The sequence below is a fragment of the Acidithiobacillus albertensis genome, assembly GCF_001931655.1.
GTDB lineage: Bacteria > Pseudomonadota > Gammaproteobacteria > Acidithiobacillales > Acidithiobacillaceae > Acidithiobacillus > Acidithiobacillus thiooxidans.
In genome coordinates this window covers 26,451-45,581 of record NZ_MOAD01000003.1, presented here as the reverse complement: position 1 = coordinate 45,581, position 19,131 = coordinate 26,451, and the positions used below count along the sequence as shown (strand labels likewise).

The window sequence follows — 19,131 nt, the reverse complement described above, 5'->3', positions numbered from 1 at the left end:
TGATTGGCGATCACCGTGCGCGGAAAACAGTTGCAAATACAAAGCCTCTGCAATGGCTGCTATCACTCCAGCGTTCTAATACCGCGTAATCACAAAGATAATACATTGTATTTCGCGAACCTTCAAATTTTGCTCCTGGAACAACCGAAGAACAAGGGTTTTATCCTGGGTATGCCGTGATTTCATTGCTGCGCGAACCTCCCGTGTTTGCGCCGCCGATTGCGGTTCGCGTTATCGAGAAATATTTTTGTGCACAATGTTTTCGGAAATCAGCCGATAATTGTTGGCTACCCGTGTTTGATACGCATTATTGTATGTGGGTGTGTGCGAGTTGTAGTCACCGACCGAGCGCCAGAAACGGCCTGGATGTTCCCAAGCCTTTTGTAACCCGGTTTTGCCGAGATAGCGGTGCACGTATCCGGCCAGAATCCAGGTCCCGATCATGACATTCTGGCATCCGTCATGAATAACCTCGTGCCGGGTGACGCCCATGCTGGCCAGCTTTGGTAACCATATCGAGTTGATTTGCATGACCCCCATATCATATGAACCGTTTGCATCCGGGCTGACGGTGCCAGGTTGCCCGCCTTCCGTTTTGATAATCGATAGGGTCAAAAGGGCAGGGACGCCATAATAACGGGAAGCCTCTATCGCGCAGCGCTGAATACGGTTTAATCCAGGAAGCTTGGTTGGTACCGCGTTATGACTGGACGGATGCTTCTGGAGTGCCGTTGTTGCTGGCGTAGCGGATTTTGCCGCCTTGTCTTTTTCGGACATGACCCAGGCACCGATCCGCACGTTCAAGCAGGCGTTATTGGCCAACTCGCCTTTGCTGACATGGAAATCCTTGAAATACACGAGCCACCCCGGATTGATGCCCATGATGCCAATCCCGGATTTTTTTGAATGGATACGGCGTTCAATTTTCTGTGGTGAAAGGCTGTACCTGGCCGCCGCACTATGAATGCATTGCTGGAGGAGCATTAGTGGGACCCCGGACATTGGCTGGTGATGAGGACTTCTCCCGCGTCGATGTTCCCGCTATGCAGCCCATTCCAGGATTCGAGTTCGTTTACCGTTGTGTTGGTCGCTGTTGCGATGCCCGAAAGGGTGTCTCCCGCTTTCACGGTGATGCTCTCCGGGTTACAGCTTCCAATAGGCGAGGTTTGACCGTTTCCCATGGTGACGACGACGCTTTTTATCACCTTTTCTTTCTGGGGCGCAGCGATCAATGGCTGGTTGTTTTGTATCCGCCGAGAAATAACGTGCTGCACATGATTAAGGTTCATGGAAACCGCCAAGGTAGCCAGTGAAAGTTGTTTTTGTTTTTGCCTGAGCGCGTTCAGTTCCTGATGGTTTTTGCTGACCTGATTATTGCTGGATTGCGGCATTTGCGCGCAGCCTGCCAGAGCCACCAGCGTTATCATACTGAAAATTGATATTTTTTTAACCATTTTTCGCCTCTTGTTTGCAGAGTTTTTCCAGCATTTCTGCTTCAATCCTTGTCAGTGGACGTCCTTTGCGGTGCACCATTTCCATGTAATAGATGGCTTCCATGCTTTTTTGTGTCCACTGCCTTTTTATTTTCTGATCGATGTTGACGTAATTGAGCATGCTGATGTCCTGATCGCACATTCTTACGAATCCGATCAACTTTTCTCGCGTCGATGCGTAATAAGCAGCGGCAAGGGAGATCCACAATAAACCGCTCCATAAGGTGTTTGCGCCATCGGCCATGTTGAAGGCTATTTTTGATGTAAATAAGGCCATTCCTATTTCCAATATGATCCGGAATGTAGTGGCCACATATTTTTTGAGCCGGATTTTGCGCTGAATGCTGTTGATCCCGTTGATGCTTGGCGGGTCGCCCAGATTGATGATGATTTTTGTTTTTGTCATGACTTTTCCTTTTTTTATATGAACGCCAGCACGGCAATTCCGGTGAACAACCCGGAGGTTGTCAGGATGGTGATGGCTTCGCTGATGCCGCCTACACGGTATGCGTGCAGGCTTTTACGTCGTTCAAAGGGGGTCCATATCGGTATCCCCATCGGGCTCATTGCGTCCATGAGCAGGTGCAAAAGGGCGGCGGCTGAAAAACCCATCAGGGCTATCCCGTATAAGCTGTGAATGTTCAACGTGCCGACAACGATGAGCACTACCCAGACCCAGGGGATGTGTGTAAATGTACGATGCGGCAAAATGCGGATAGGGCCCAGGCCTTCCAGCCAATCCGGTGCTGAGGCGCCCGCCAATACCGCAATGATGCCGACGGAAAGTTGCAAAATATTGGCGCTGGGGAGGGCAACAGCGGCGCCTGCGGCGGCCATTGCTGCAGCGGTAATGTGGTGTCCTGTCTGATTCATTGTGAGATCTCCACAGTTACAGTGAGGGGCGACTTGACGACTTTCTGCCAGAGGGGGTTTATGGGGACGTAAGCGTTATCCAATCGCATATAAACCCACTGCGGGCAGGCCTCATCTTCATGGGACACCCCTGTTTTCGTTACGACGCCACTGGTGGCAAAGGTTACCCGCGCCGAGCAGGGCGTTTTCAGTCTTGCGCCCTCGGCTAATGTGCGGGTCAGCATCTTGCTGATTTCCATAGTCAGCATCGTGTTAAATTGTTGTGTGATAGCGTTTTCTTTATTGATTTTCTGTATTTTTTTACTGTCTTTTTGTATGGACTGTTCGGCGGAAATGCAGGCTTGGGCCTGGGTGTCCACCAAATTCCCGAACTTTCCATTTATGGGGGTTTTGGGATGGTCTTTACGCCAGTTTTGCAGGTAAAGCATTTCGTTTTTATTTTTTTGTAATTGATTGAAAAAGCAACCGCAAATCTGGCCGGCCTGGTGTACGTTTTCGCCATTGGCCTCCATCTTTTCCGCGCAGCGAACTTTCAGGCTGAAAAGGTCCGAGACATTTGCCCCGGATGGGTCGTTTCCTGTGGTTGCCGCCAAGGCTTGCAGGGGTAGGGCGGTCAGCACGGCGATGAGTGCTACTTTTTTAATCTTTTCTCTTCTCATTGTTTTGCGTCCTGAATTTTACCTTTTACGGGGGTTATCCACAATTTTTGTGGATAGTTAATGCATGGGCTCTGCATGCTGGTCGCTCTTTTCATCTATTGCGCTTTCCAGTAGATCTTCTGTAGCCGATTTCAGGCTTTTGAGCGACTGGTGTTTTTGCATGAAAACCCCCATATCTTGCAGCTTTTTTTGGTATATCGCTGCAAAAAATAGGTCGTTCGCAGAGTTTCTTTGGTTAGGCATGTAATCCCCCGCCTCTGCGGAAGCTCCTTTGCATGGCTTCCAACCGTTCAGCGCAGGGGACGCAGCGCACGGCCCTAGGGAGTGCCAGCAAGCGTTCTTCCGGAATTTTGTCGGCACATTCGAGGCAAAATCTATTGCCCTGATCGTCTTCGTCCGGTTCTTCGTATGGCGTCAGATCTGCCTGTTTCTGTTTGATGAGGCTGATGCGGTGCGCCATCTCGTTTCGGGCGGCTATATCGGCCGGGTCGGTCAGGTTTTCGCTGAGGTCTATCTCTTCCATGTTGATCACCTATATAAAGGACTATCTTCTTAAAGATGATACCAATAATAACACTAAAAATGGCTAAATTCGCCACTAATGCACCTGCGGTTGACAGAAAGCGCACGGCCTGAGTACGCTATAGCCTCTTACCACCCTTCATCTTTGATGAAAATTGCAGCCTGGGAATCTGCGACGCAATATGGCCGATGTCTGGCTTTACCCTGAATGCCCGCGCTTTACGCTCTGTTAGCGCCTGGCTCTTTGGAACATTTCGAGTGCCCGCAAGTTTGGCTTGTTTGTGGCTTCGTGAAAATTCTTGTCCACTGGGACGCTCATGTCCTTTTTGGATAGGCGTTCCTCTTTCTTTTGGAGAATCGCCATGATTTTATACGATATGAAGGCTTTTTACCGGTTTCTGGAAGAGGCTACCCTTGAAGAACTGGAAACCAAGCAGGCTCTACTCAATTCGGTGCTCCCGACATTCAGCAGTGATGTCCGGCGTGAAGCGATGACCCTACTGCAGATGGTAGAACGGGAAATCCTGGCCCGTTCAATTCGCCACTGAAAATCGGTTTCTCTTTTTGAGTTTTTCCATGAGCAGCTCAACGTCCTCGTGCCGGTCTTCGAGGATGGCTAGAAGCACCTGTTTTTCCAGATCCTCTAGTGAGTTTTTGCTTTTTCGATTTCTCAAATCCTGGGCGGCTGCCCAGAATTCATAAATGGGCTTTTCTCCTTGCGTTGTCATGTCTTCGGCCTTCTGGCTGGATGTGTCTTCTCATGGTAGCACAAGTGCATTTACCAAAAAGCGCGAAAAGCCCCGGCGTTCAGGCCGGGGATGGATAGCGCGGCGGCAAGACGGCTCAACGTCATCGAAGCCGTCTGCCTACCGATAAATTTTGCCAGCCAATGACTGGAACTGTATAATTATACACCATGCTGATTCGCAAAGCCGTGCGCTACCGTCTCGAAACCACTCCGGAGCAGGACAATCTTCTGGCCCGTGCGGTCGGCTGCGTGCGCTTCGTCTGGAACCGGGCGCTGGCCGTGCAGAAGAGCTATCTCGATCAGCATTGCGGCACCCTGAATTATGCCGGCCTGTGCGAACTACTCACGTCCTGGCGCAATTCAGAAGCCTTTGGGTTTCTCGCAGAATCCCCGTCGATGCCGCAACAGCAGACCCTCAGATATCTGACGCAGGCGTTGAAAGAGGCATTCAATAAGAACTCGGTAAAAAAATTCCCGAATTTCAAAAAGAAGTTCGTCCACGACAGCATGCGCTACCCGGAACCAAGTCATATTCACTTTGATCTGAATCCTGTTGATCGGGATGGCCGTAAGGTGCTCCCCAAAATCTTCCTGCCGTGTATTGGCTGGGTGAAATTTCGCAAATCCTGCATCATTGGCGGCGAAATCCGCAATGCCACCGTCAGCCGGGCGGGCGGTCACTGGTATGTCGCCATACAGACTGAAAAAGAAGTGCCGGACCCCGTGCATCCCTCCACTACGGCGGTCGGTGGCGACCGGGGAGTAGCAAACCTGCTTACGTTGTCCGATGGCACCATGTTTCTGCCAGTAACTGCTTATCGGGATTTGCAGAAGAAACTAGCGCGGGAGCAAAGAAAGCTCGCGCACAAAGTGAAGTTTTCGGCCAACTGGAAGAAACAGAAGGCCAAAATCACGCGATTGCATCAGCGTATCGCGGAAATACGGAAAAACGTGCTTCATCAGGTCAGCACCGCCATCAGCAAAAACCACGCGCTGGTAGTGCTGGAAGACCTGAAAGTACGGAACATGACGGCATCCGCAAAGGGTACCATGGATAAACCCGGACACAATATCCGGCAGAAATCAGGATTGAACAAATCCATTCTCGACCAGGGATGGGGCCTGCTCAAACGGATACTGGACTACAAGCTCCAGTGGACCGGTGGCATGCTATTTTTGGTGAATCCGGCCTATACCTCGCAGACCTGTTCGGTTTGCGGTGTGGTGGATGCCGGGAATCGCCCCGATCAGGCGGTATTCCATTGCCTGCACTGTGGGCATGCAGCACATGCCGACGTGAATGCGGCACAGAACATCCTCGCAAGAGGACTAGCAACCTCACATGGGGTTGCGTCAACGGCAGGGCTTGCCGGGGTAGTCTGTTCTCCAGAGTAACGGGGAGTTGCATTGTCTCAAAAGAGGCAATGCAATCGAAGCGGCTGAAGTCAGGCCGCTGCTGGCAGAAAAGAATCCTCGTCCTTCAGAGCGAGGAGGATGTCAAGGGATGAGAAACGGCCACAGGCTCCGTTATGCCTTTTAGAATGGGCTTTTTTGCCCTTGATCCGTGGACCTCTTTGGTCCTTTTTGATAAGGAGTTTGGTATGTTAGACGAAGAAAATGTTGTTGATGTCTCTGCGGTTGATGCCTCGGCCATGGGTATTCCGGAAGACGAAAGCTTTAAGGAAAAGCTTTCGATGTTCCGGGCGGGGCTGCTGCCGTTTGATGGCGTTGAGCTGGACCTTCGCCCACATGCGATGATGATTAACGGTAATCTGGACTGATCTTACAGTTCTCGAACAACCCCCTGGCCTTTGGTCATGGGGTTGTTGTTTTTCAGGGTTTATTTTTGAGGATTTTCTCCAGCTCCTCGAAAATCCAAGCCATATCAGACTTGTTTTTGACGTGGGCAATGACCTGGTATTCGTCTTTTTCCGGGAGCTTTCTGGTATATATGATTGGCGCATTTTGATCCGTGGTGTTCCCGTGAAGCGAGAAAGTCTTGTTTCTCCCCGCTCCGGATGTGCGAATGTCAAAGCCTGCCGGATTTTTCCGATTTTTGTATAGGTTTTTGCTGATCGTCTCATTGTCTAACCCGGTGAGTGTGCTGATTCCGGACAGCGTGCATGGGCCATGTTTCTGTAATGTTTCTGCGACTTTTTTGATTACATTGTATTTTCTTTGTTTTTTTTCATCTTTTTGACCGTTATTTTTCATAAATACCCCTGATTTTAAGGGTATTATCGCCTTTGAAGGTGTGGTTTTGTCAAATCCTAAAATCGTATGTAGGTTTTCTATTCCTTAGACGGGGGTATGTCGTGGGTCTGCCGTGATGACGTGCTCGTAGGTTTTGAGTAGGGTGGTGGCATCCTTGTGCCCCATCCATAGCTTTACAATCGAAGTGGGTACCCCTTCCTGCAGCTGTTTTGTCGCGAAGGTGTGACGCAGGACGTGTGGCCCGGATTGCCATTTCTCAATGCCGGCTTGCCGTAGCGTGCGCCGCATGATGTAGTAAACCGATGAGCCCTCGTATGGGTTTCCCTTTTTGTCACAGAAGAAGGGGAGGGCTGCTTGCGTTTTACGTTCGTGCCCGTTTTCCGATAAAAATGCGCTCCGCAGGTCTGCGAACGCGGTTAATTCTTCTCTGAGTTTTTTATTGAGAGGTACGGTGCGTTCCTTGTCCCCCTTGCCGCGAATGACGTGCACATAAGGTTCTTCACCTTTCAGCCGTATATCGCGCTCGCACAGACTTATGGCCTCTTCACGGCGCAATCCTGTGCCCAGGATGAAGCGCATTAACTGGCCCGGGCGCATACCTTCGTAGCCAGCATGGTCCTGACGATGCGTTGCCGCGATAAATGCCGCTTCTTCTTCGCGATCCAGCGTGGATGGGAGCTGGGTCCGTATATGCCCTCGACTGCCAAAGCGGTGACGCTTTTCCGTGTTTATCTGGCTGGCCAGATAAGCGGGATTCTCTGCGATACCCCAGTTTCCACTCATCACTTCGTACAGGGCTTCCAGTGCGGCCATGGTCGTGGTTTTGGTGGACTTTTTCCATTCCCGGTGCGCCAGGTAGTCCAGGATAACCTCTGGCAAGGCTTGTTGCGGATCGATTTTGTTTTTACGGCACCAGATCAAATAGCCCTTGATGCGACTCAGATAGGTCTGGCTGGTGTTGGGTGTGCTCACAATCCTGATCCGACGACTTATTTCTGAAAATTCTGGATGGATTTCGTTGGTTTCAGGCATGGGGGAGGCCCCTTTATCATTCACGATAATAAATAATTATCATGAATATCGCCTTGAATCAACGATGAGATACACAAGCCCGCCTTGTTTTGACAATGTGTATCCGGCTTAAATTATTGCATCCCCCAACAGAACCTCTTCCATAATTACCTCGCCTGTGGATTTCACCTTTACTCGTCCAGTCATATGGGTGATGGGATCTTCAGGTGTTTCTTTCTTTTTCGCACGGTCAATGGCGCGTTGAATGCAGGCGCTGATCTTGTCCGGCCTGGCAGCCGGTATCCCTTTGCCGCCCGTAAACAGCCGGAACTGGCTTTTATATTGTACGGAAAGCGTAACATCTACCTTGGGGGCTTCACCACCCCGGCTTTCTGAGGGTGCGGCTGCTTCCGGGTAGAACACCTGATCAATCCATAGTGGTATTTCAATGCCCTTTTTCTCTGCCGCTGCTTTGATGTATTGGCGCGGTAAGGCCTTTGGCACACCGTTTTTCAGATCGTGTTTGGCGACATAGATCGTAGCCCCCAAATCCTCAGTTTTTGTCAGGGTGACAACGGTAACTAAAGTCTGATGTTCCTTGGCTATGACCAGAATGTATGGTTGCCAGTATCTTTTTTCTGCTTTTTGCCAGATAACCGCGTAGAGGTATTCCCCTTCCTCATCCATGATACTTGATGCAAGTACCGCTGTTTCGTTCGCTATGGGGATAAACTCTGAGGGTTCCATCATGAACATTTCTTGAATTTTTTCAATGGCTGGTCGGCTCGCCAGTTTTATTATCGTTTGCTGCGTGCTCATGCTTGTCCCTGATTGAGTTGGTTGGTTGCTCCTGAATGTCTACTTTAACAGGGTGACTGTTGTTGATAAATGCACACACCTTGATGGTGAGCTAAAAGGCCAAGGAATGACCGTTGCAAGTACCACGCCCCTGCAATGGCTACTATTACCGGACCCGTGACCGTCTGTCCCTCCGGCATCGGCCGTTGCAAGCACCACGCCCCTGCAATGGCTACTATGACTGTGGCGTTCTAAGGCCACACAATCCTAGTAATAATAACCGGGTTTCCACGAACCTTCAATTTTTGCCGCTGCATGAACAAATGATCGGGGCTTTATTTGCTTATACCTTATTTTTATGTGCGCGAAGGGAATACCGGAAGCATGCGTATCCCCAGGAGGCGTAATGGTAAGGCCACAATCAGCATACATGGCCCGATCAGTAACATGCCGAACCAGGTCAGAGGCTTCAGCCAGATAGGCATGGTACCGCCCCATCGATATGTATTGATATTTCTGGTTAGGATACCTGCATAGCCAAATACGAAAAAATAGTATGCAGCAATAGCGATATAGAGTGACGATGATATATGCGTTGATCCCACGCTGTTGTCCTTATGAATGCATTTGTTTTCGCTTGGTTATAAAAAAAATCTTGAGGATGCGATATGATATCACCGCCAGTAGTAAAACCACTATGAGTAATGCGGCTATTGCCGCATACTTAAAGCTAATAAAATGAATAAAGTACAACCAGCACAGGCCAACAAATGCTGCCACCCAGAACATTCCGCGCGTTTCTATATGTTGCTTTAATTTTGACCATATACTTTTCATTTATTCTCTCTTGTTTGGTTCTCGCTATGTTCTTGCTATGGCCACTATAATGTTTTCATCCTGCATGAAAAAAATCCGCCATCTGCGTTGCGGGTACTACGCCCCTGCAATGGCTACTATTACGCCTATCCGCTTCAACGCCATCATCTCAATAAGATGTTGCAAGCACAAAGCCCCTGCAATGGCTACTATTACCGTGGCGTTCTAAGGCCACACAATCCCAGTAATAATAACCAGGTTCCCGCGAACCTTCAATTTTCGCCCCTGCATGAGCGAAGGATCGACGACTTTATTCGCGCTATGCCCGATTTTCATTGCTGCGCGAACCTCCCGTGTTTGCGCCGCCGATTGAGGTTCGCGGAGGATGGTTGGGATGGGCTGTCTAATCGAAAACCCGTGATACCATGATTTCAATGCTCTCGTTTCCTCGAAAACGATTGATCATGGGTGTAAACGTGCAGGCGATGGACTCGCCAGCGTTCGGAACGGGCGCTTCCGCACTTTTCCCGCGTCTAAACCAAATGCCTTTGACCAGTTTGTTGCCAATTCGGGTTTGAAATTTTACACCGTTTTTAGCGACTTCCTGGACCTCATAAAGATGTAATCTTCCGGTAAAGAGCGGTGGTTCAAACCCTCTTCCCCATGGTCCACCGTCTTCTATTGCGCGGATGTTTTCGATGGTGAGGTCATCCTCTACGAGTGGGCCGTCGGTGATAATGGTTTCCAGCAGGTCTTCGGCACTGATCTGTTCACGGACGACTTCTTCAAAGGCCTCCATGAATCGCTGCACGGCTTCTTCGGTGCCTTCGAGCATGATTCCCGCTGCCGCTGCGTGACCGCCAAATCGTTTTATAACTCCAGGTATGCGAGCATCTGTCGCGGCTATGGCATCGCGGAGATTCAAGCCGGGAATGGACCTCCCTGAACCTTTGTACTCACCGTTGTCTGCCTTGGTCAGAACGATTGTGGGACGATTGAAGGTTTCCCGTATTCTGCCTGCGACAATACCGATAATTCCTTCATGCCATTCAGGATTGTGCACAACGATGGTGTAGCCAATGTCTCCGAGTAATCCGACTTGATCATTCAGGATTCTATCGGCTTCTTCCTGTATGTCCTGTTGGATTTCCTGCCTGGATCGATTCATCGCGTCCAGCTCCTGGGCAATGGGCATGGCCTCATCCATGCTTTCCGCAAGCATGAGCTGGACCCCTTTTTTCATGTCGGCCATTCGACCCGCTGCATTGATGCGGGGAGTTATTGTAAAGCCGATGTCTGTTGCCGTGATATGTTGCGGATTCCGCCTGGCGACTTGCATGATGGCCTTGATACCTGGCCGACAGTTACCAGATCGTATCAGGCTGATGCCTTCTGCAATAAAAATACGGTTATTTTGTTCAAAGGGTGCCACGTCGCCAACGGTGGCTATGGCTACCAGATCAAGGAGTGGCATCAGGCTCATCTTGGGGATGCCTTTCTGTTCAAACCATCCTCGTCGGCAAAGCTCCGAACGCAGCGCACCTATAACATAAAAGGCGACTCCTACCCCTGCGGTCCCTTTCCACGGGAAATTGCACCCTGGCTGATTGGGATTCACTATCGCATAGGCGTTAGGCAATGTTTCACCGGGTAAATGGTGGTCGGTGATAATCACGTCGATGCCGCGTTGATTGGCCGCTTCTACTCCGGCATGGCTGCTGATTCCATTATCGACGGTAATAATCAGGTCGGTGTCTTCCGGCATTTCCGCAACGAGCGCAGGCGAAAGTCCGTATCCTTGTTTTATGCGGTCTGGTATATAAATTTCGGGTTGCTTTCCGCCCATTTTTTTAATGCTTTCTATTAATACACTGGCACCGCCGCAGCCATCGACATCAAAATCGCCACTAATCCCAATGTTTTCAGATAGTTGCATGGCGTTTGCAATCCGATCAACAGCGGCTTTAAGGCCCTTCATGGAGTCCAGGCCTTCAATGTCTTTGATGGTCCTGGTGATTTCTTCTGTTGAACCGATCCCGCGAGAGGCATATATCATTGAAAGTAAATCGCTTAGACCTGCTTCTCTCAGGTTTTCATAGTTCGTTTTATCGAAACTTCTGTTTTCAATTTTCATGGAAATCTCCATTCGTTTTATGTGGTTATTTTAACAGATCTCATGGGCTTATTTGATTTTTGTGGGCCATAGACGAAAAAAAAACAGGCTCATAAGAGCCTGTTATTCGATGCCTAACTCCAGTCAACGCGGCCTAGCGCAATGCCGGCAATAGCGCAGAGTATGGGGAGTGCATATATAGCGAGAATTTGTCGGAATCCGACGTGGGCGAGGGTGTTTACCAGTAGGATGGTATCCAGGCCCGTCGGGAAGATGACGGCGACCAGCATAAAAGGCGACCGCACGTCTATGGGTGTCACTCGTGAGATGTACCCCACAAAGAATCCCACGCAGATGAGAGCAAAAGACGTAACTAAAACAACGATAAATATCGTGCTCATGATTTATTCCTTTTTTGAAAGGCGCTCACGCACCATTAAGAGATTTGAGACTATGATGGTTGAAAAACCAGTCTCCTATTGCGTCGCAGATTCCCCGGCTGCAGTTTTCATTAAAAATGAAGGGTGGTAAGAGTCTTTATCCTAATTTCCCTATGGTTTTTTGTCAATTTTCAGGTGCTCAAATGTGGCTATTTTTGTTATCTGGCACCTTCCTTCTGGGGACGTTAGCCTTCATTCAGTACTTCGACCATGGTTTTGAATTTTCCGTCATCGCCCACCTTCCCTGCGAATATCAGCGAGACACGAGAACCGGCCCGGACATGGTTGAGGTGATGGGGCACCATGATGGCTATTTCTTTTCCATCATCTTGACGCACAAAAATGTGGGTTCGGTCTTGCTGGCGTATGGCGTTCCCGCGCACGCTGACTTTGGGTTTGCTCTCCATGGAAAAGTCGTTAGCGTAATTTCCTTTCCCCGGCCAGCCAGTCCGTCAGCCTTGACCCTGAAATGATGGTCACACCCTGCGATAGTTGCTTGCCGTTTTTGGGTGTTTTCCCTGTATGCAGAAACACCCCGCCGATGCAGCCTTCGCGGATAGCGTCCTCTCTGAATTGTTCGATATGGGCCTTGTGGACGGCTCCCTGATAGCGTTTACACTGGATAGCCCACCAGCCAGAGTCCATGTAAACCCTACCGTCGAGCCCGCCATCGCCAGAGTATCTATGATTGCGGCGGATAGGGTAATTGTCACGCTGAAAAGCTTCGAGCACCAATTCTTCAAAGACCAGCGGGTCGATGGAGCGCAGATAGCCCAGACGCCGCGCGAAGGTTTCTTGCGGTGTATCTCCCGTGATCTCGGAGATTTTTCTGATGACTTTTTTCCCTTTTTTGATGTTGGTCCCGTGGTGGCCTTTTTGTGCAGCTTTGATATTCCCTGGTGCGGACGAGACTTTTGCGAGAAGAGAGCCGGTCCTTTTGATGAGGTCTGAGAGCATGCTTACTGATTATCCTCGGCCATTGGAATGGATTGCCGGATGACCGTGACCAGATAAGGTGCGGCAATGATTAAGGGCAGATCCGAAAAGGCCACAACGCTGGATCCCCTGACATGCGCCAGGGCCAGAATCAAATCAATCGCGACAAGCATGACCATCCAGGTGTATAGCAGAACGATGCCCAATCTTTTTTGAGCACTTTCGATGTTGTTTGCGTTGGGATGCTTGGGATCGCAATAGCCTGTTTTGAAAAACTGGAAGCCATTTTTCAGGCTCTGGCGAAAGGTGACGCCGTTGGCTATGCCCGGGAGGATGAACAGGGGGAACAGCGGGGTCAAACCGAGTGGTGCCCATAAGGCGGCAATAACGATGGGTTTGATGGTAGCTGGCCAGATCCCCGGTTGCGCTGCAACGATGGAGATGGTGGCCAAGGACAGTATGATAATGACGGTATTCAGGACCCTTCCGCGTAGCGGGTTCTTGTAACGGAGCCCCATTAAAAAAACAGGGAGTGAAAGCAGAAAGCCAGCGGTCGCTGAGGACGAGAATATGGCCACAGCGGCGAGGGTCGTTGCCGTGATGACTTTGCCCGGATTGGCGGCCATCAGGCGAAGGGCATCAAAAACCCAGTGGTAAATGAATCGCAGGCCAATATTTTCTGCGGTATGGGCTAGATATTCTGGATATTGCATGATTTCTGCACATGGTATCCCTGAACCAAATCTATGCCACATTTTTTACAGACTTCCCACTCGATTTCACTTTCTATCCATTCTGCAACCGCTAACGCGCCTGCCTTCTGCGCCAGGTTCAACAGGCTGTCAATCGCGGCAAAAGCCATCGGGTTTTGATTGATGGTGGCTTCCTGAATGATCTGTCCGTCAATTTTGATAAAATCCGGCTCGACAAGCAGTATCCTCTGGATGCCGTCGATTCCAGCACCGACATCATCTATAGAAAGGCGAACCCCGGTTTTCGCTTGTAGTTCGCGCAGCTTTAAAGCAGTTTTTCGCGTACTGTGCTTGTCAGGCCGCTCTGTCCATTCAACGACCACATCCCCGGTAAGCTTCTGGAGGATGTTCATGATTTGTGGATGATGCAGGTTCCATCCATCCACATTGATAGAGGCAAAGTAACCCGGTGTAGCGGTCTGGTTGGCCAGTTCAACCAGGTGCGTTATCCAGTTTATCCAGTCGGGTAAGGTTTCCGGAAAGGGGTCGGATCGGCAGAGTATTTCGCATCCGAGAACCGCCCGGTCACTTGCCTTGGCGATCAATTCGATATGGTGGCGGTGATCGTAGGGCTGTTTTTGCGGTTTGCTCTGTGATGTAAACATCCGTTCCGGCAAATTTCCTAGGCTGATAATGCACGATATTAGCACTTATGCCTAAAAAATACAGTGTAAATAATATAAAATTGCATATTTATGATTGCATATAATGCAACTATCCTTTATTTTCCAGAGATTCCGCCGCTTTTTTGACAGTCTGGATGTTTGGTCTGTAGCGAATGTGCCAATGGCCGTGGGCTTCCCATACCAGGCAGGGTGTCACGGCCTTTCCGAGTGTTTTGAGTGCCCTCACGTTGTCTTTTTCGCGTATGGAGGCGATCGCCAGTATTCTTGGGTTGTCCTTTTGAGTTTCCTGGATGGGGTAGCCGCCATGCTTGGCGAGTACGTCAAATTTTCTTTCATCCTCGGCTATGGCGGCCTGGACGTTGGGTGCTGCGATTTCTGCAGCAGCCAGTAGGCGGCCCTGGGCGGTAAACCCAACCGGAATGATATACATGCGCCACGCATAATGGGCCATGTAGGGGACCATTTCCTCGTATAGCGAATGGCCTCTCACGCTGTTTGGATTTAGAAAAAGGGCCATTTCTGGCCCTCCATAACCCATCACGAACCCGGTTGTTTCATGCAGGACTGCATCAACGGTTTTAGCGTGAGCTGCTGCCGGTTGCGCGATAAAGATCAACACAGCAATGGCTTGAATCATCCGCTTTTTCACTGGCATTGGGGTCTTCATCTTCCGTGTCCTGATTTAGTGATTCTCGGGCTTCCTGAAGCATCGCTTCAAGCTGTCTGGCTTCCTGAAGCATCCCTTCAAGTCTGCGGATTTCTTTTACGGACCTGAGCCACCATACTTCTAACGCCTGAACAACTACATTATCTGTTTTATCCGTGGGAGTCTTTTTCATTCGACTTCCCCTTCTACGGAGCTGTCCTCCACTGGCACAATGGAGAGTAGGGATATCCGATGAGGTTTGAGCGCCTGGTCCATCAATCGGATAAAATCTGAAATGATATGGTTCATTTGTTCATGATAACGCGTGATTTCGTCGTATAAGTTCAGACTGTTTTGACGCGTAGTTAGGGCTTCTTCCTGTACTTTTGATAGGGCCTGAAGCAGTAAGGCCTTTTTGCGCCATTTGGCGGCTTGCCAGCTGCGTATTTTTCCGAAAGCGCCGAGTTCTGCCTGATGGATGCGCATTTCCCGAATCAGGGATTGATAGATTCTTTGCTTCTCACGGCCTTCGTGTGTTCTGTGTCTGATTTTTTCCCAGACCTTCTCGATATCGCTTCGACTGTCGGAAACGGCGCGGCTGACGATGGCTTTGATGGCGGGCTGATCCAGTTGGTTGGAAATTGCAAACTCCGCGAGTCGGAGTGCCTGGTCCGCTCTCGCCCGCGAGCGCATCACTTCCTCAATGATGTGCTCTTCGCGGCGACTGATGGCACCCAAGAGCATATCCATTCCGGTGTCATCGAGCTCTTCGCGTTGGGTTTCTGGTTGATAGTGGGGCTGATATTGATGTAGCAGTTCCTGCCTTCTGTCACTTAAATTTACAGCGATTTCTTCCGGCATGTTTCCTCCTGAAAGGGTATGATTTCTTTGGTTCATTAGATGAGTAGCCAGCCAAAGTAAACCATGGCGATAAAAGTGGCAATGATTCCAAGTAAAAAACAGTGTATACCGAATTCAAAAATCCGGATATCCCAACGTATTTCCCATTTAATTACAACGAAAAACAGCCTTATGATGACCAGTAGCGCTATGGCTGCTGCGATGGCGATGAAAAGCATGATGCTGACCTCTTCTGGTCTAGTGACTCCCGTATGGATAATTTAGCATAAAAAAGATATGAAATTTAAGATAAAGCCTTTTCATTTCCTCTGTATGTCTCCTCTATGTTTCTTGACCCATATATACGGAAAAGCTGAGCGAATGGATGCCCAGACGGACTTTTGGCCCTGCTTCTGTGGTGAATGCCGTGGTGTTCTTTTACTATTTTGCTGGAATAGGTAGTATAGACGCTAGCAAATTAGCCAAAGGAAGCCTTATGAATAATGCTAAAATCGTAAAAACACTTATTGAACAACGCCCTGGCATGTTGAAGGTTGAGGCGAACAGGCTGATTGACGATTTTTCTTCGGCGGTTCTCGATATCTTGGTGCGGGATGGTCGAGTGGTTATCCCGGGTTTGGGTTCATTGATACTGCAAACCCGAAAAGCCAGGACTGGCCGAAACCCGGCGACTGGCGAGCCCTTGAGCATTCCTGAAAAAAAGGTGATTAAATTTCGTCCGGGTAAACCGGTGCGTCAGAAAATTAACGGCTGATTGGCGATGGCAGATACCGAGATCGTGGATCATCGCCCTCCCCTTCGCCCAGAGCGGGCAAAAAAAAGAAGGGAGACGGCGGACAAACCCAAGGCTACATCGGCTGTTACGGCTGCGCCTGCAGCTCAAGGTGTAGACAATAAGGGTGGTAAGGGTACCCCAAAGAATCGGCGCACCCGCGAAGAAATTATCCAGAGTATTGCCCGAGAAGAAGCTGCTGTAAAAGCACGGATGGAAAAACGGCTAAAAACCCTTCGCGAACGCCGGGAACGTCTGATTGCTGAAACGCCGGAACAGCGACGAAAACGCGAGCGCGAGCGCCGTCTCTTTGAAAAAGTATTGACTCGACTCGACTCGGATATGGGTTACATCCATGCTGTCGGGGCGGTGCAGTTCGCGCTTTCTAACAGTGCGGATTTGGATTCGTTGCATAAGATCGGTGAGCAGCTTTTATCGGATTTGGGTTTCAGAGGTAAAAGCAAAAAGAGTCGGTAAGTCAAGTGCCTTTTATTTATCAAGAGGATAAAATCATGACAACGGTAACGACGAAGTATCATCTGAAGCGGGTCGGCTTGGTGAGGGTACAATGAATAGCGATGGATAATCAAATAAAACTGGCGGCAAATTGAAGCTACCGTCGGAAATGGCTATGTGTTTATTGTGTAAGAAGCTTTCAGCATGGAAAGGGGGTTATTTATCAAGTCACCTAACAAAAGAAATCCATATTTCGATATAATTATGCGCCCTATGCCTAAAAACGGCGGTAATTGTCTTGATGAAACACTTGCAGAATTTGACATTCTGGAGGCTTGGATGCGGAATGAGGACATTCATCGCCTGCATATTTGTGACTTTGACAGATGTGAATGGTCTGGACGTGAAGGTGATCTCACATGCTTTTTAGGTGATGCCCCGGAAGTAATCCAGAAAGTAGATATAATTTCTCATCGATCTTTTAAGTTTGATTCGTTGAGCATCCTCAAGCAGCATTATCCTCGATACGACTATTGGTATTTTGTAGTCTTGGAACGACTGGAAATCCATGTAGATAATAACTCTTGGATCGGCCATGCTGATGTCTGGTTTAATAATGAAAAGAGATACATAATCGATTCAGATAGTTGTAATATTATTACCACTGAAGGGTATGTACGGTGGACTCGATCAGGGAAATCATGGTTAGCGAAAGTGGAAGCTGCCACGCGCGTTGAGCGGGGCATTTTGGATTATGATTTAGGTGATAGAGGTTTTTATTGATCTGACATCTCTGATGTGGCCGTCCTGATTTAGATATCTATTTCCCTTAATTCAGCGTATCAAACCTGGTCCTGGGACTCAGTAAAAATTCCATCCCTCTCACACTGACCGATTCACCCTGATTGTTTTGCTCGGAAAGCACGTTGTACTCAATGGCTTTTGCCCTTTCATCTGCCCATCCTTCCGAGAACTTTTTACCCTCCGGCCTTTCCATAATTTTTAGGCCGGCCTTGAGTTGGGATTCAACCATTTCATGGCGTTCGCGTTTCGCCTGGCTGCTGTCACTGAGGTACTTTTCAATGTACTCAATACCCGGCTGTCGTGCGCTCATGGGAATTCTTTTGTCTATGATGAGTGCGTAGAGTTCGTTGAACTCGGCGATTTCTCCAATGTCTTTCGCCTCAATGGAAATGGCTTGTGTATCTCTCAGCCAGGCCAATAAGGTGCCTATCGCCCGAGCCAGTTGATGTCCCTGCCGTTGGTCTAACGGGCGCTGGGTTATGACCATCCCCATAGCCTTATTGGCCAGCTGGGAGAGTTCATCGGGTGTCGCGTTTTGTATGAGGCTCTGCAGAATTTGTTTCTTCGTGGTCATTTTTATTCTCCTAGCACTTCTTCGACAAACGCGTGCAATTTTTTTCTTTCGGTTGTGGCCACGCGCCAGGCCGCATCAACCGGTTCGTTCAGAAAAATATGGTGTGCTGTGTCGCTTTCTAATTGCTCATGATTCACTATGAAAATGGCAGATCCGTTGGCACTGGCCAACTCTTTGATATCCTCGTCATCATAGACTATAGCGCGGTCCGGATAGAGTATGCCTTCTGTGCTGAATGTCCCACCCACATCACGGTTGGCGACGTGCACTATCTGAAGTGTGTCGCGGAGCCCTTTGGGCATCTGTTTTTGCAATATGTCTGCATGTTGCGATTCAATGTGGGTTATCCCAAAGAGACGGTAACCCATATTGCAGAGTGTTTCACAAAAAATGACCGCATCTTCATTGTAATGCGGGCTGCACTCCGGCTCCGCTTCGAGCTTTGACCATATCCACCCTCTTTTTATGGGGTTTGCCGATTTGTATTCAAAATCAGGACCAATGTGGGCGAGATCCCACATTGGTTTCAGGTCCGCCAAAAGCCCATCGAACTGAATGACCGCTGTTTTCACAGTTTATCGATTTCCACAAAAGTGGACTGCTCGGTGTGACGGATGTGGTTAATTTTCTCAATGAGCAATTTGATGGCTTTTTTCATCAATACATCATCCAACTCCCGGCTGGTCATTTTCCGTCCATTACTCACGCGTGCGCTGGCGGCGACATACTCAATATAATCCTCACCACTGAGGACCGTCTGCAGTTTTTTGGTTTTTTCCAATGCGTGTGGGATTGATGTATTTTGAGGATCTTCGTTACTTTCTGTTGGTAATGTTTCAGATTCGTTCATGTGGATTTCTCCTTTAATGGGTTAGAATCCATCATATCACGGGAATGAAGCGCTCAAAAACCCTACTGCATGAAAATAATTTTCGCTCTACCGCATCCGGCAGGCTTGGCAGGGGCTTGGGGATGGGTCCATAATGTCACCCTACTCGATGAAAGGTTTAGTTTTAT

Annotated in this window: 29 protein-coding genes; 6 read left to right on the top strand and 23 right to left on the bottom strand. The window is 49.2% G+C overall.

The window, feature by feature from the left end; genetic code table 11:
* Positions 1 to 231 precede the first annotated feature (231 nt).
* From BLW97_RS14840 to BLW97_RS14810, 6 genes are all read right to left on the bottom strand, one after another.
* Positions 232 to 882: a transglycosylase SLT domain-containing protein gene (locus BLW97_RS14840; RefSeq protein WP_242947842.1), complete on the bottom strand. Its 651-nt coding sequence runs from the start codon at positions 880 to 882 to the stop codon at positions 232 to 234.
* A 101-nt stretch (positions 883 to 983) separates the two neighbouring features.
* The gene (locus tag BLW97_RS14835; protein WP_075323761.1) at positions 984 to 1,454 is read right to left on the bottom strand and encodes a LysM peptidoglycan-binding domain-containing protein; all 471 of its coding nucleotides are present in this window, start codon (positions 1,452 to 1,454) and stop codon (positions 984 to 986) included.
* Positions 1,447 to 1,899, bottom strand: a complete 453-nt coding sequence (locus BLW97_RS14830) for a hypothetical protein (RefSeq protein ID WP_075323760.1) — start codon at positions 1,897 to 1,899, stop codon at positions 1,447 to 1,449. Before BLW97_RS14830 ends, BLW97_RS14835 begins: the two co-directional genes overlap by 8 nt.
* Before the next feature lie 14 nt (positions 1,900 to 1,913).
* Positions 1,914 to 2,366 (bottom strand): metal-dependent hydrolase, encoded by a 453-nt coding sequence (locus BLW97_RS14825; protein ID WP_075323759.1) that lies wholly within the window; start codon positions 2,364 to 2,366, stop codon positions 1,914 to 1,916.
* Entirely contained in the window at positions 2,363 to 3,025 is a 663-nt protein-coding gene (locus tag BLW97_RS14820) for a hypothetical protein (protein WP_075323758.1), read from the bottom strand. The genes BLW97_RS14825 and BLW97_RS14820 overlap by 4 nt, the downstream gene beginning before the upstream one ends.
* A 235-nt stretch (positions 3,026 to 3,260) precedes the next feature.
* Positions 3,261 to 3,548: a TraR/DksA C4-type zinc finger protein gene (locus BLW97_RS14810; protein WP_075323756.1), complete on the bottom strand. Its 288-nt coding sequence runs from the start codon at positions 3,546 to 3,548 to the stop codon at positions 3,261 to 3,263.
* A gap of 361 nt (positions 3,549 to 3,909) precedes the next feature.
* Between BLW97_RS14810 and BLW97_RS14805 the strand changes: the two genes are divergently transcribed.
* Entirely contained in the window at positions 3,910 to 4,095 is a 186-nt protein-coding gene (locus BLW97_RS14805) for a hypothetical protein (protein ID WP_031574056.1), read from the top strand.
* Here the strand turns inward: BLW97_RS14805 and BLW97_RS14800 are convergent.
* Entirely contained in the window at positions 4,081 to 4,275 is a 195-nt protein-coding gene (locus tag BLW97_RS14800; RefSeq protein WP_031574053.1) for a hypothetical protein, read from the bottom strand. The genes BLW97_RS14805 and BLW97_RS14800 overlap by 15 nt on opposite strands.
* A 188-nt stretch (positions 4,276 to 4,463) precedes the next feature.
* Between BLW97_RS14800 and BLW97_RS14795 the strand changes: the two genes are divergently transcribed.
* Together BLW97_RS14795 and BLW97_RS14790 are read left to right on the top strand one after the other, a co-directional pair.
* Complete coding sequence (locus BLW97_RS14795; RefSeq protein ID WP_075323755.1) at positions 4,464 to 5,690, top strand: RNA-guided endonuclease InsQ/TnpB family protein; 1,227 nt, start codon at positions 4,464 to 4,466, stop codon at positions 5,688 to 5,690.
* Positions 5,691 to 5,896: 206 nt separating this feature from the next.
* Complete coding sequence (locus BLW97_RS14790) at positions 5,897 to 6,076, top strand: hypothetical protein (RefSeq protein ID WP_031570834.1); 180 nt, start codon at positions 5,897 to 5,899, stop codon at positions 6,074 to 6,076.
* Between the two features lie 52 nt (positions 6,077 to 6,128).
* Here the strand turns inward: BLW97_RS14790 and BLW97_RS14785 are convergent, their stop codons facing one another.
* The 13 genes from BLW97_RS14785 to BLW97_RS14720 all read right to left on the bottom strand — a co-directional run bounded on the left by BLW97_RS14785 (position 6,129) and on the right by BLW97_RS14720 (position 15,726).
* On the bottom strand, positions 6,129 to 6,509 hold the full coding sequence (locus BLW97_RS14785) for a hypothetical protein (protein WP_075323754.1): 381 nt from the start codon (positions 6,507 to 6,509) through the stop codon (positions 6,129 to 6,131).
* Positions 6,510 to 6,593: 84 nt separating this feature from the next.
* Complete coding sequence (locus tag BLW97_RS14780; protein ID WP_075323753.1) at positions 6,594 to 7,541, bottom strand: tyrosine-type recombinase/integrase; 948 nt, start codon at positions 7,539 to 7,541, stop codon at positions 6,594 to 6,596.
* A 108-nt stretch (positions 7,542 to 7,649) separates the two neighbouring features.
* A complete protein-coding gene (locus tag BLW97_RS14775) occupies positions 7,650 to 8,339 on the bottom strand; it encodes a hypothetical protein (protein WP_075323752.1) in 690 nt (229 codons plus the stop codon).
* A 1,198-nt stretch (positions 8,340 to 9,537) separates the two neighbouring features.
* Entirely contained in the window at positions 9,538 to 11,268 is a 1,731-nt protein-coding gene (gene recJ, locus BLW97_RS14765; RefSeq protein WP_158025196.1) for a single-stranded-DNA-specific exonuclease RecJ, read from the bottom strand.
* 113 nt (positions 11,269 to 11,381) lie between these two features.
* Positions 11,382 to 11,648, bottom strand: coding sequence for a hypothetical protein (locus BLW97_RS14760; RefSeq protein WP_031570819.1), 267 nt, complete (start codon positions 11,646 to 11,648; stop codon positions 11,382 to 11,384).
* A gap of 224 nt (positions 11,649 to 11,872) precedes the next feature.
* Entirely contained in the window at positions 11,873 to 12,094 is a 222-nt protein-coding gene (locus tag BLW97_RS14755; protein WP_075323749.1) for a hypothetical protein, read from the bottom strand.
* 10 nt (positions 12,095 to 12,104) lie between these two features.
* On the bottom strand, positions 12,105 to 12,644 hold the full coding sequence (locus BLW97_RS14750) for a restriction endonuclease (RefSeq protein ID WP_075323748.1): 540 nt from the start codon (positions 12,642 to 12,644) through the stop codon (positions 12,105 to 12,107).
* A gap of 2 nt (positions 12,645 to 12,646) precedes the next feature.
* Positions 12,647 to 13,336, bottom strand: coding sequence for a hypothetical protein (locus BLW97_RS14745; RefSeq protein ID WP_075323747.1), 690 nt, complete (start codon positions 13,334 to 13,336; stop codon positions 12,647 to 12,649).
* Entirely contained in the window at positions 13,315 to 13,980 is a 666-nt protein-coding gene (locus tag BLW97_RS14740; RefSeq protein ID WP_075323746.1) for an EAL domain-containing protein, read from the bottom strand. The genes BLW97_RS14745 and BLW97_RS14740 overlap by 22 nt, the downstream gene beginning before the upstream one ends.
* A 109-nt stretch (positions 13,981 to 14,089) precedes the next feature.
* Positions 14,090 to 14,518 (bottom strand): hypothetical protein, encoded by a 429-nt coding sequence (locus tag BLW97_RS14735; RefSeq protein WP_075323745.1) that lies wholly within the window; start codon positions 14,516 to 14,518, stop codon positions 14,090 to 14,092.
* Between the two features lie 61 nt (positions 14,519 to 14,579).
* Positions 14,580 to 14,840: a hypothetical protein gene (locus BLW97_RS14730; protein WP_075323744.1), complete on the bottom strand. Its 261-nt coding sequence runs from the start codon at positions 14,838 to 14,840 to the stop codon at positions 14,580 to 14,582.
* Positions 14,837 to 15,508 carry a hypothetical protein gene (locus BLW97_RS14725; RefSeq protein WP_075323743.1) on the bottom strand — a complete coding sequence of 224 codons (672 nt, stop codon included), beginning with the start codon at positions 15,506 to 15,508 and terminating at the stop codon, positions 14,837 to 14,839. Before BLW97_RS14725 ends, BLW97_RS14730 begins: the two co-directional genes overlap by 4 nt.
* A 35-nt stretch (positions 15,509 to 15,543) precedes the next feature.
* Complete coding sequence (locus tag BLW97_RS14720) at positions 15,544 to 15,726, bottom strand: hypothetical protein (RefSeq protein ID WP_075323741.1); 183 nt, start codon at positions 15,724 to 15,726, stop codon at positions 15,544 to 15,546.
* A gap of 146 nt (positions 15,727 to 15,872) precedes the next feature.
* On the opposite strand from BLW97_RS14720, the gene BLW97_RS14715 reads away from it, so the two are divergent.
* The 3 genes from BLW97_RS14715 (at position 15,873) to BLW97_RS14705 (ending at position 17,519) form a co-directional block, all read left to right on the top strand.
* Entirely contained in the window at positions 15,873 to 16,262 is a 390-nt protein-coding gene (locus BLW97_RS14715; RefSeq protein WP_077218477.1) for an HU family DNA-binding protein, read from the top strand.
* Positions 16,263 to 16,268: 6 nt separating this feature from the next.
* Complete coding sequence (locus tag BLW97_RS14710) at positions 16,269 to 16,757, top strand: hypothetical protein (RefSeq protein ID WP_075323740.1); 489 nt, start codon at positions 16,269 to 16,271, stop codon at positions 16,755 to 16,757.
* A gap of 183 nt (positions 16,758 to 16,940) precedes the next feature.
* The gene (locus BLW97_RS14705) at positions 16,941 to 17,519 is read left to right on the top strand and encodes a hypothetical protein (RefSeq protein ID WP_075323738.1); all 579 of its coding nucleotides are present in this window, start codon (positions 16,941 to 16,943) and stop codon (positions 17,517 to 17,519) included.
* 46 nt (positions 17,520 to 17,565) lie between these two features.
* Here the strand turns inward: BLW97_RS14705 and BLW97_RS14700 are convergent, their stop codons facing one another.
* Genes BLW97_RS14700 through BLW97_RS14690 form a run of 3 tightly spaced genes read right to left on the bottom strand, consistent with a single transcriptional unit; the run spans position 17,566 to position 18,964 of the window.
* Positions 17,566 to 18,114 carry a hypothetical protein gene (locus tag BLW97_RS14700; protein WP_075323737.1) on the bottom strand — a complete coding sequence of 183 codons (549 nt, stop codon included), beginning with the start codon at positions 18,112 to 18,114 and terminating at the stop codon, positions 17,566 to 17,568.
* 2 nt (positions 18,115 to 18,116) lie between these two features.
* Positions 18,117 to 18,686 carry a hypothetical protein gene (locus tag BLW97_RS14695; protein WP_075323736.1) on the bottom strand — a complete coding sequence of 190 codons (570 nt, stop codon included), beginning with the start codon at positions 18,684 to 18,686 and terminating at the stop codon, positions 18,117 to 18,119.
* A complete protein-coding gene (locus BLW97_RS14690; RefSeq protein WP_075323734.1) occupies positions 18,683 to 18,964 on the bottom strand; it encodes a hypothetical protein in 282 nt (93 codons plus the stop codon). Before BLW97_RS14690 ends, BLW97_RS14695 begins: the two co-directional genes overlap by 4 nt.
* Between the last annotated feature and the right edge of the window lie 167 nt (positions 18,965 to 19,131).

What these genes read in the sequence shown, in the direction of transcription:
- BLW97_RS14710 (WP_075323740.1), top strand. Translation starts at nt 16,269, where the DNA reads ATGGCAGATACCGAGATCGTGGATCATCGCCCTCCCCTTCGCCCAGAG.
- BLW97_RS14760 (WP_031570819.1), bottom strand. Translation starts at nt 11,648, where the DNA reads ATGAGCACGATATTTATCGTTGTTTTAGTTACGTCTTTTGCTCTCATC.
- BLW97_RS14810 (WP_075323756.1), bottom strand. Translation starts at nt 3,548, where the DNA reads ATGGAAGAGATAGACCTCAGCGAAAACCTGACCGACCCGGCCGATATA.
- BLW97_RS14780 (WP_075323753.1), bottom strand. Translation starts at nt 7,541, where the DNA reads ATGCCTGAAACCAACGAAATCCATCCAGAATTTTCAGAAATAAGTCGT.
- BLW97_RS14715 (WP_077218477.1), top strand. Translation starts at nt 15,873, where the DNA reads ATGCCCAGACGGACTTTTGGCCCTGCTTCTGTGGTGAATGCCGTGGTG.
- BLW97_RS14805 (WP_031574056.1), top strand. Translation starts at nt 3,910, where the DNA reads ATGATTTTATACGATATGAAGGCTTTTTACCGGTTTCTGGAAGAGGCT.
- BLW97_RS14725 (WP_075323743.1), bottom strand. Translation starts at nt 15,508, where the DNA reads ATGCCGGAAGAAATCGCTGTAAATTTAAGTGACAGAAGGCAGGAACTG.
- BLW97_RS14825 (WP_075323759.1), bottom strand. Translation starts at nt 2,366, where the DNA reads ATGAATCAGACAGGACACCACATTACCGCTGCAGCAATGGCCGCCGCA.
- BLW97_RS14745 (WP_075323747.1), bottom strand. Translation starts at nt 13,336, where the DNA reads ATGCAATATCCAGAATATCTAGCCCATACCGCAGAAAATATTGGCCTG.
- BLW97_RS14720 (WP_075323741.1), bottom strand. Translation starts at nt 15,726, where the DNA reads ATGCTTTTCATCGCCATCGCAGCAGCCATAGCGCTACTGGTCATCATA.
- BLW97_RS14790 (WP_031570834.1), top strand. Translation starts at nt 5,897, where the DNA reads ATGTTAGACGAAGAAAATGTTGTTGATGTCTCTGCGGTTGATGCCTCG.
- BLW97_RS14795 (WP_075323755.1), top strand. Translation starts at nt 4,464, where the DNA reads ATGCTGATTCGCAAAGCCGTGCGCTACCGTCTCGAAACCACTCCGGAG.
- BLW97_RS14735 (WP_075323745.1), bottom strand. Translation starts at nt 14,518, where the DNA reads ATGGCCCTTTTTCTAAATCCAAACAGCGTGAGAGGCCATTCGCTATAC.
- BLW97_RS14755 (WP_075323749.1), bottom strand. Translation starts at nt 12,094, where the DNA reads ATGGAGAGCAAACCCAAAGTCAGCGTGCGCGGGAACGCCATACGCCAG.
- BLW97_RS14775 (WP_075323752.1), bottom strand. Translation starts at nt 8,339, where the DNA reads ATGAGCACGCAGCAAACGATAATAAAACTGGCGAGCCGACCAGCCATT.
- BLW97_RS14730 (WP_075323744.1), bottom strand. Translation starts at nt 14,840, where the DNA reads ATGAAAAAGACTCCCACGGATAAAACAGATAATGTAGTTGTTCAGGCG.
- BLW97_RS14750 (WP_075323748.1), bottom strand. Translation starts at nt 12,644, where the DNA reads ATGCTCTCAGACCTCATCAAAAGGACCGGCTCTCTTCTCGCAAAAGTC.
- BLW97_RS14835 (WP_075323761.1), bottom strand. Translation starts at nt 1,454, where the DNA reads ATGGTTAAAAAAATATCAATTTTCAGTATGATAACGCTGGTGGCTCTG.
- BLW97_RS14740 (WP_075323746.1), bottom strand. Translation starts at nt 13,980, where the DNA reads ATGTTTACATCACAGAGCAAACCGCAAAAACAGCCCTACGATCACCGC.
- recJ (WP_158025196.1), bottom strand. Translation starts at nt 11,268, where the DNA reads ATGAAAATTGAAAACAGAAGTTTCGATAAAACGAACTATGAAAACCTG.
- BLW97_RS14840 (WP_242947842.1), bottom strand. Translation starts at nt 882, where the DNA reads ATGGGCATCAATCCGGGGTGGCTCGTGTATTTCAAGGATTTCCATGTC.
- BLW97_RS14785 (WP_075323754.1), bottom strand. Translation starts at nt 6,509, where the DNA reads ATGAAAAATAACGGTCAAAAAGATGAAAAAAAACAAAGAAAATACAAT.
- BLW97_RS14700 (WP_075323737.1), bottom strand. Translation starts at nt 18,114, where the DNA reads ATGACCACGAAGAAACAAATTCTGCAGAGCCTCATACAAAACGCGACA.
- BLW97_RS14820 (WP_075323758.1), bottom strand. Translation starts at nt 3,025, where the DNA reads ATGAGAAGAGAAAAGATTAAAAAAGTAGCACTCATCGCCGTGCTGACC.
- BLW97_RS14690 (WP_075323734.1), bottom strand. Translation starts at nt 18,964, where the DNA reads ATGAACGAATCTGAAACATTACCAACAGAAAGTAACGAAGATCCTCAA.
- BLW97_RS14800 (WP_031574053.1), bottom strand. Translation starts at nt 4,275, where the DNA reads ATGACAACGCAAGGAGAAAAGCCCATTTATGAATTCTGGGCAGCCGCC.
- BLW97_RS14705 (WP_075323738.1), top strand. Translation starts at nt 16,941, where the DNA reads ATGGAAAGGGGGTTATTTATCAAGTCACCTAACAAAAGAAATCCATAT.
- BLW97_RS14830 (WP_075323760.1), bottom strand. Translation starts at nt 1,899, where the DNA reads ATGACAAAAACAAAAATCATCATCAATCTGGGCGACCCGCCAAGCATC.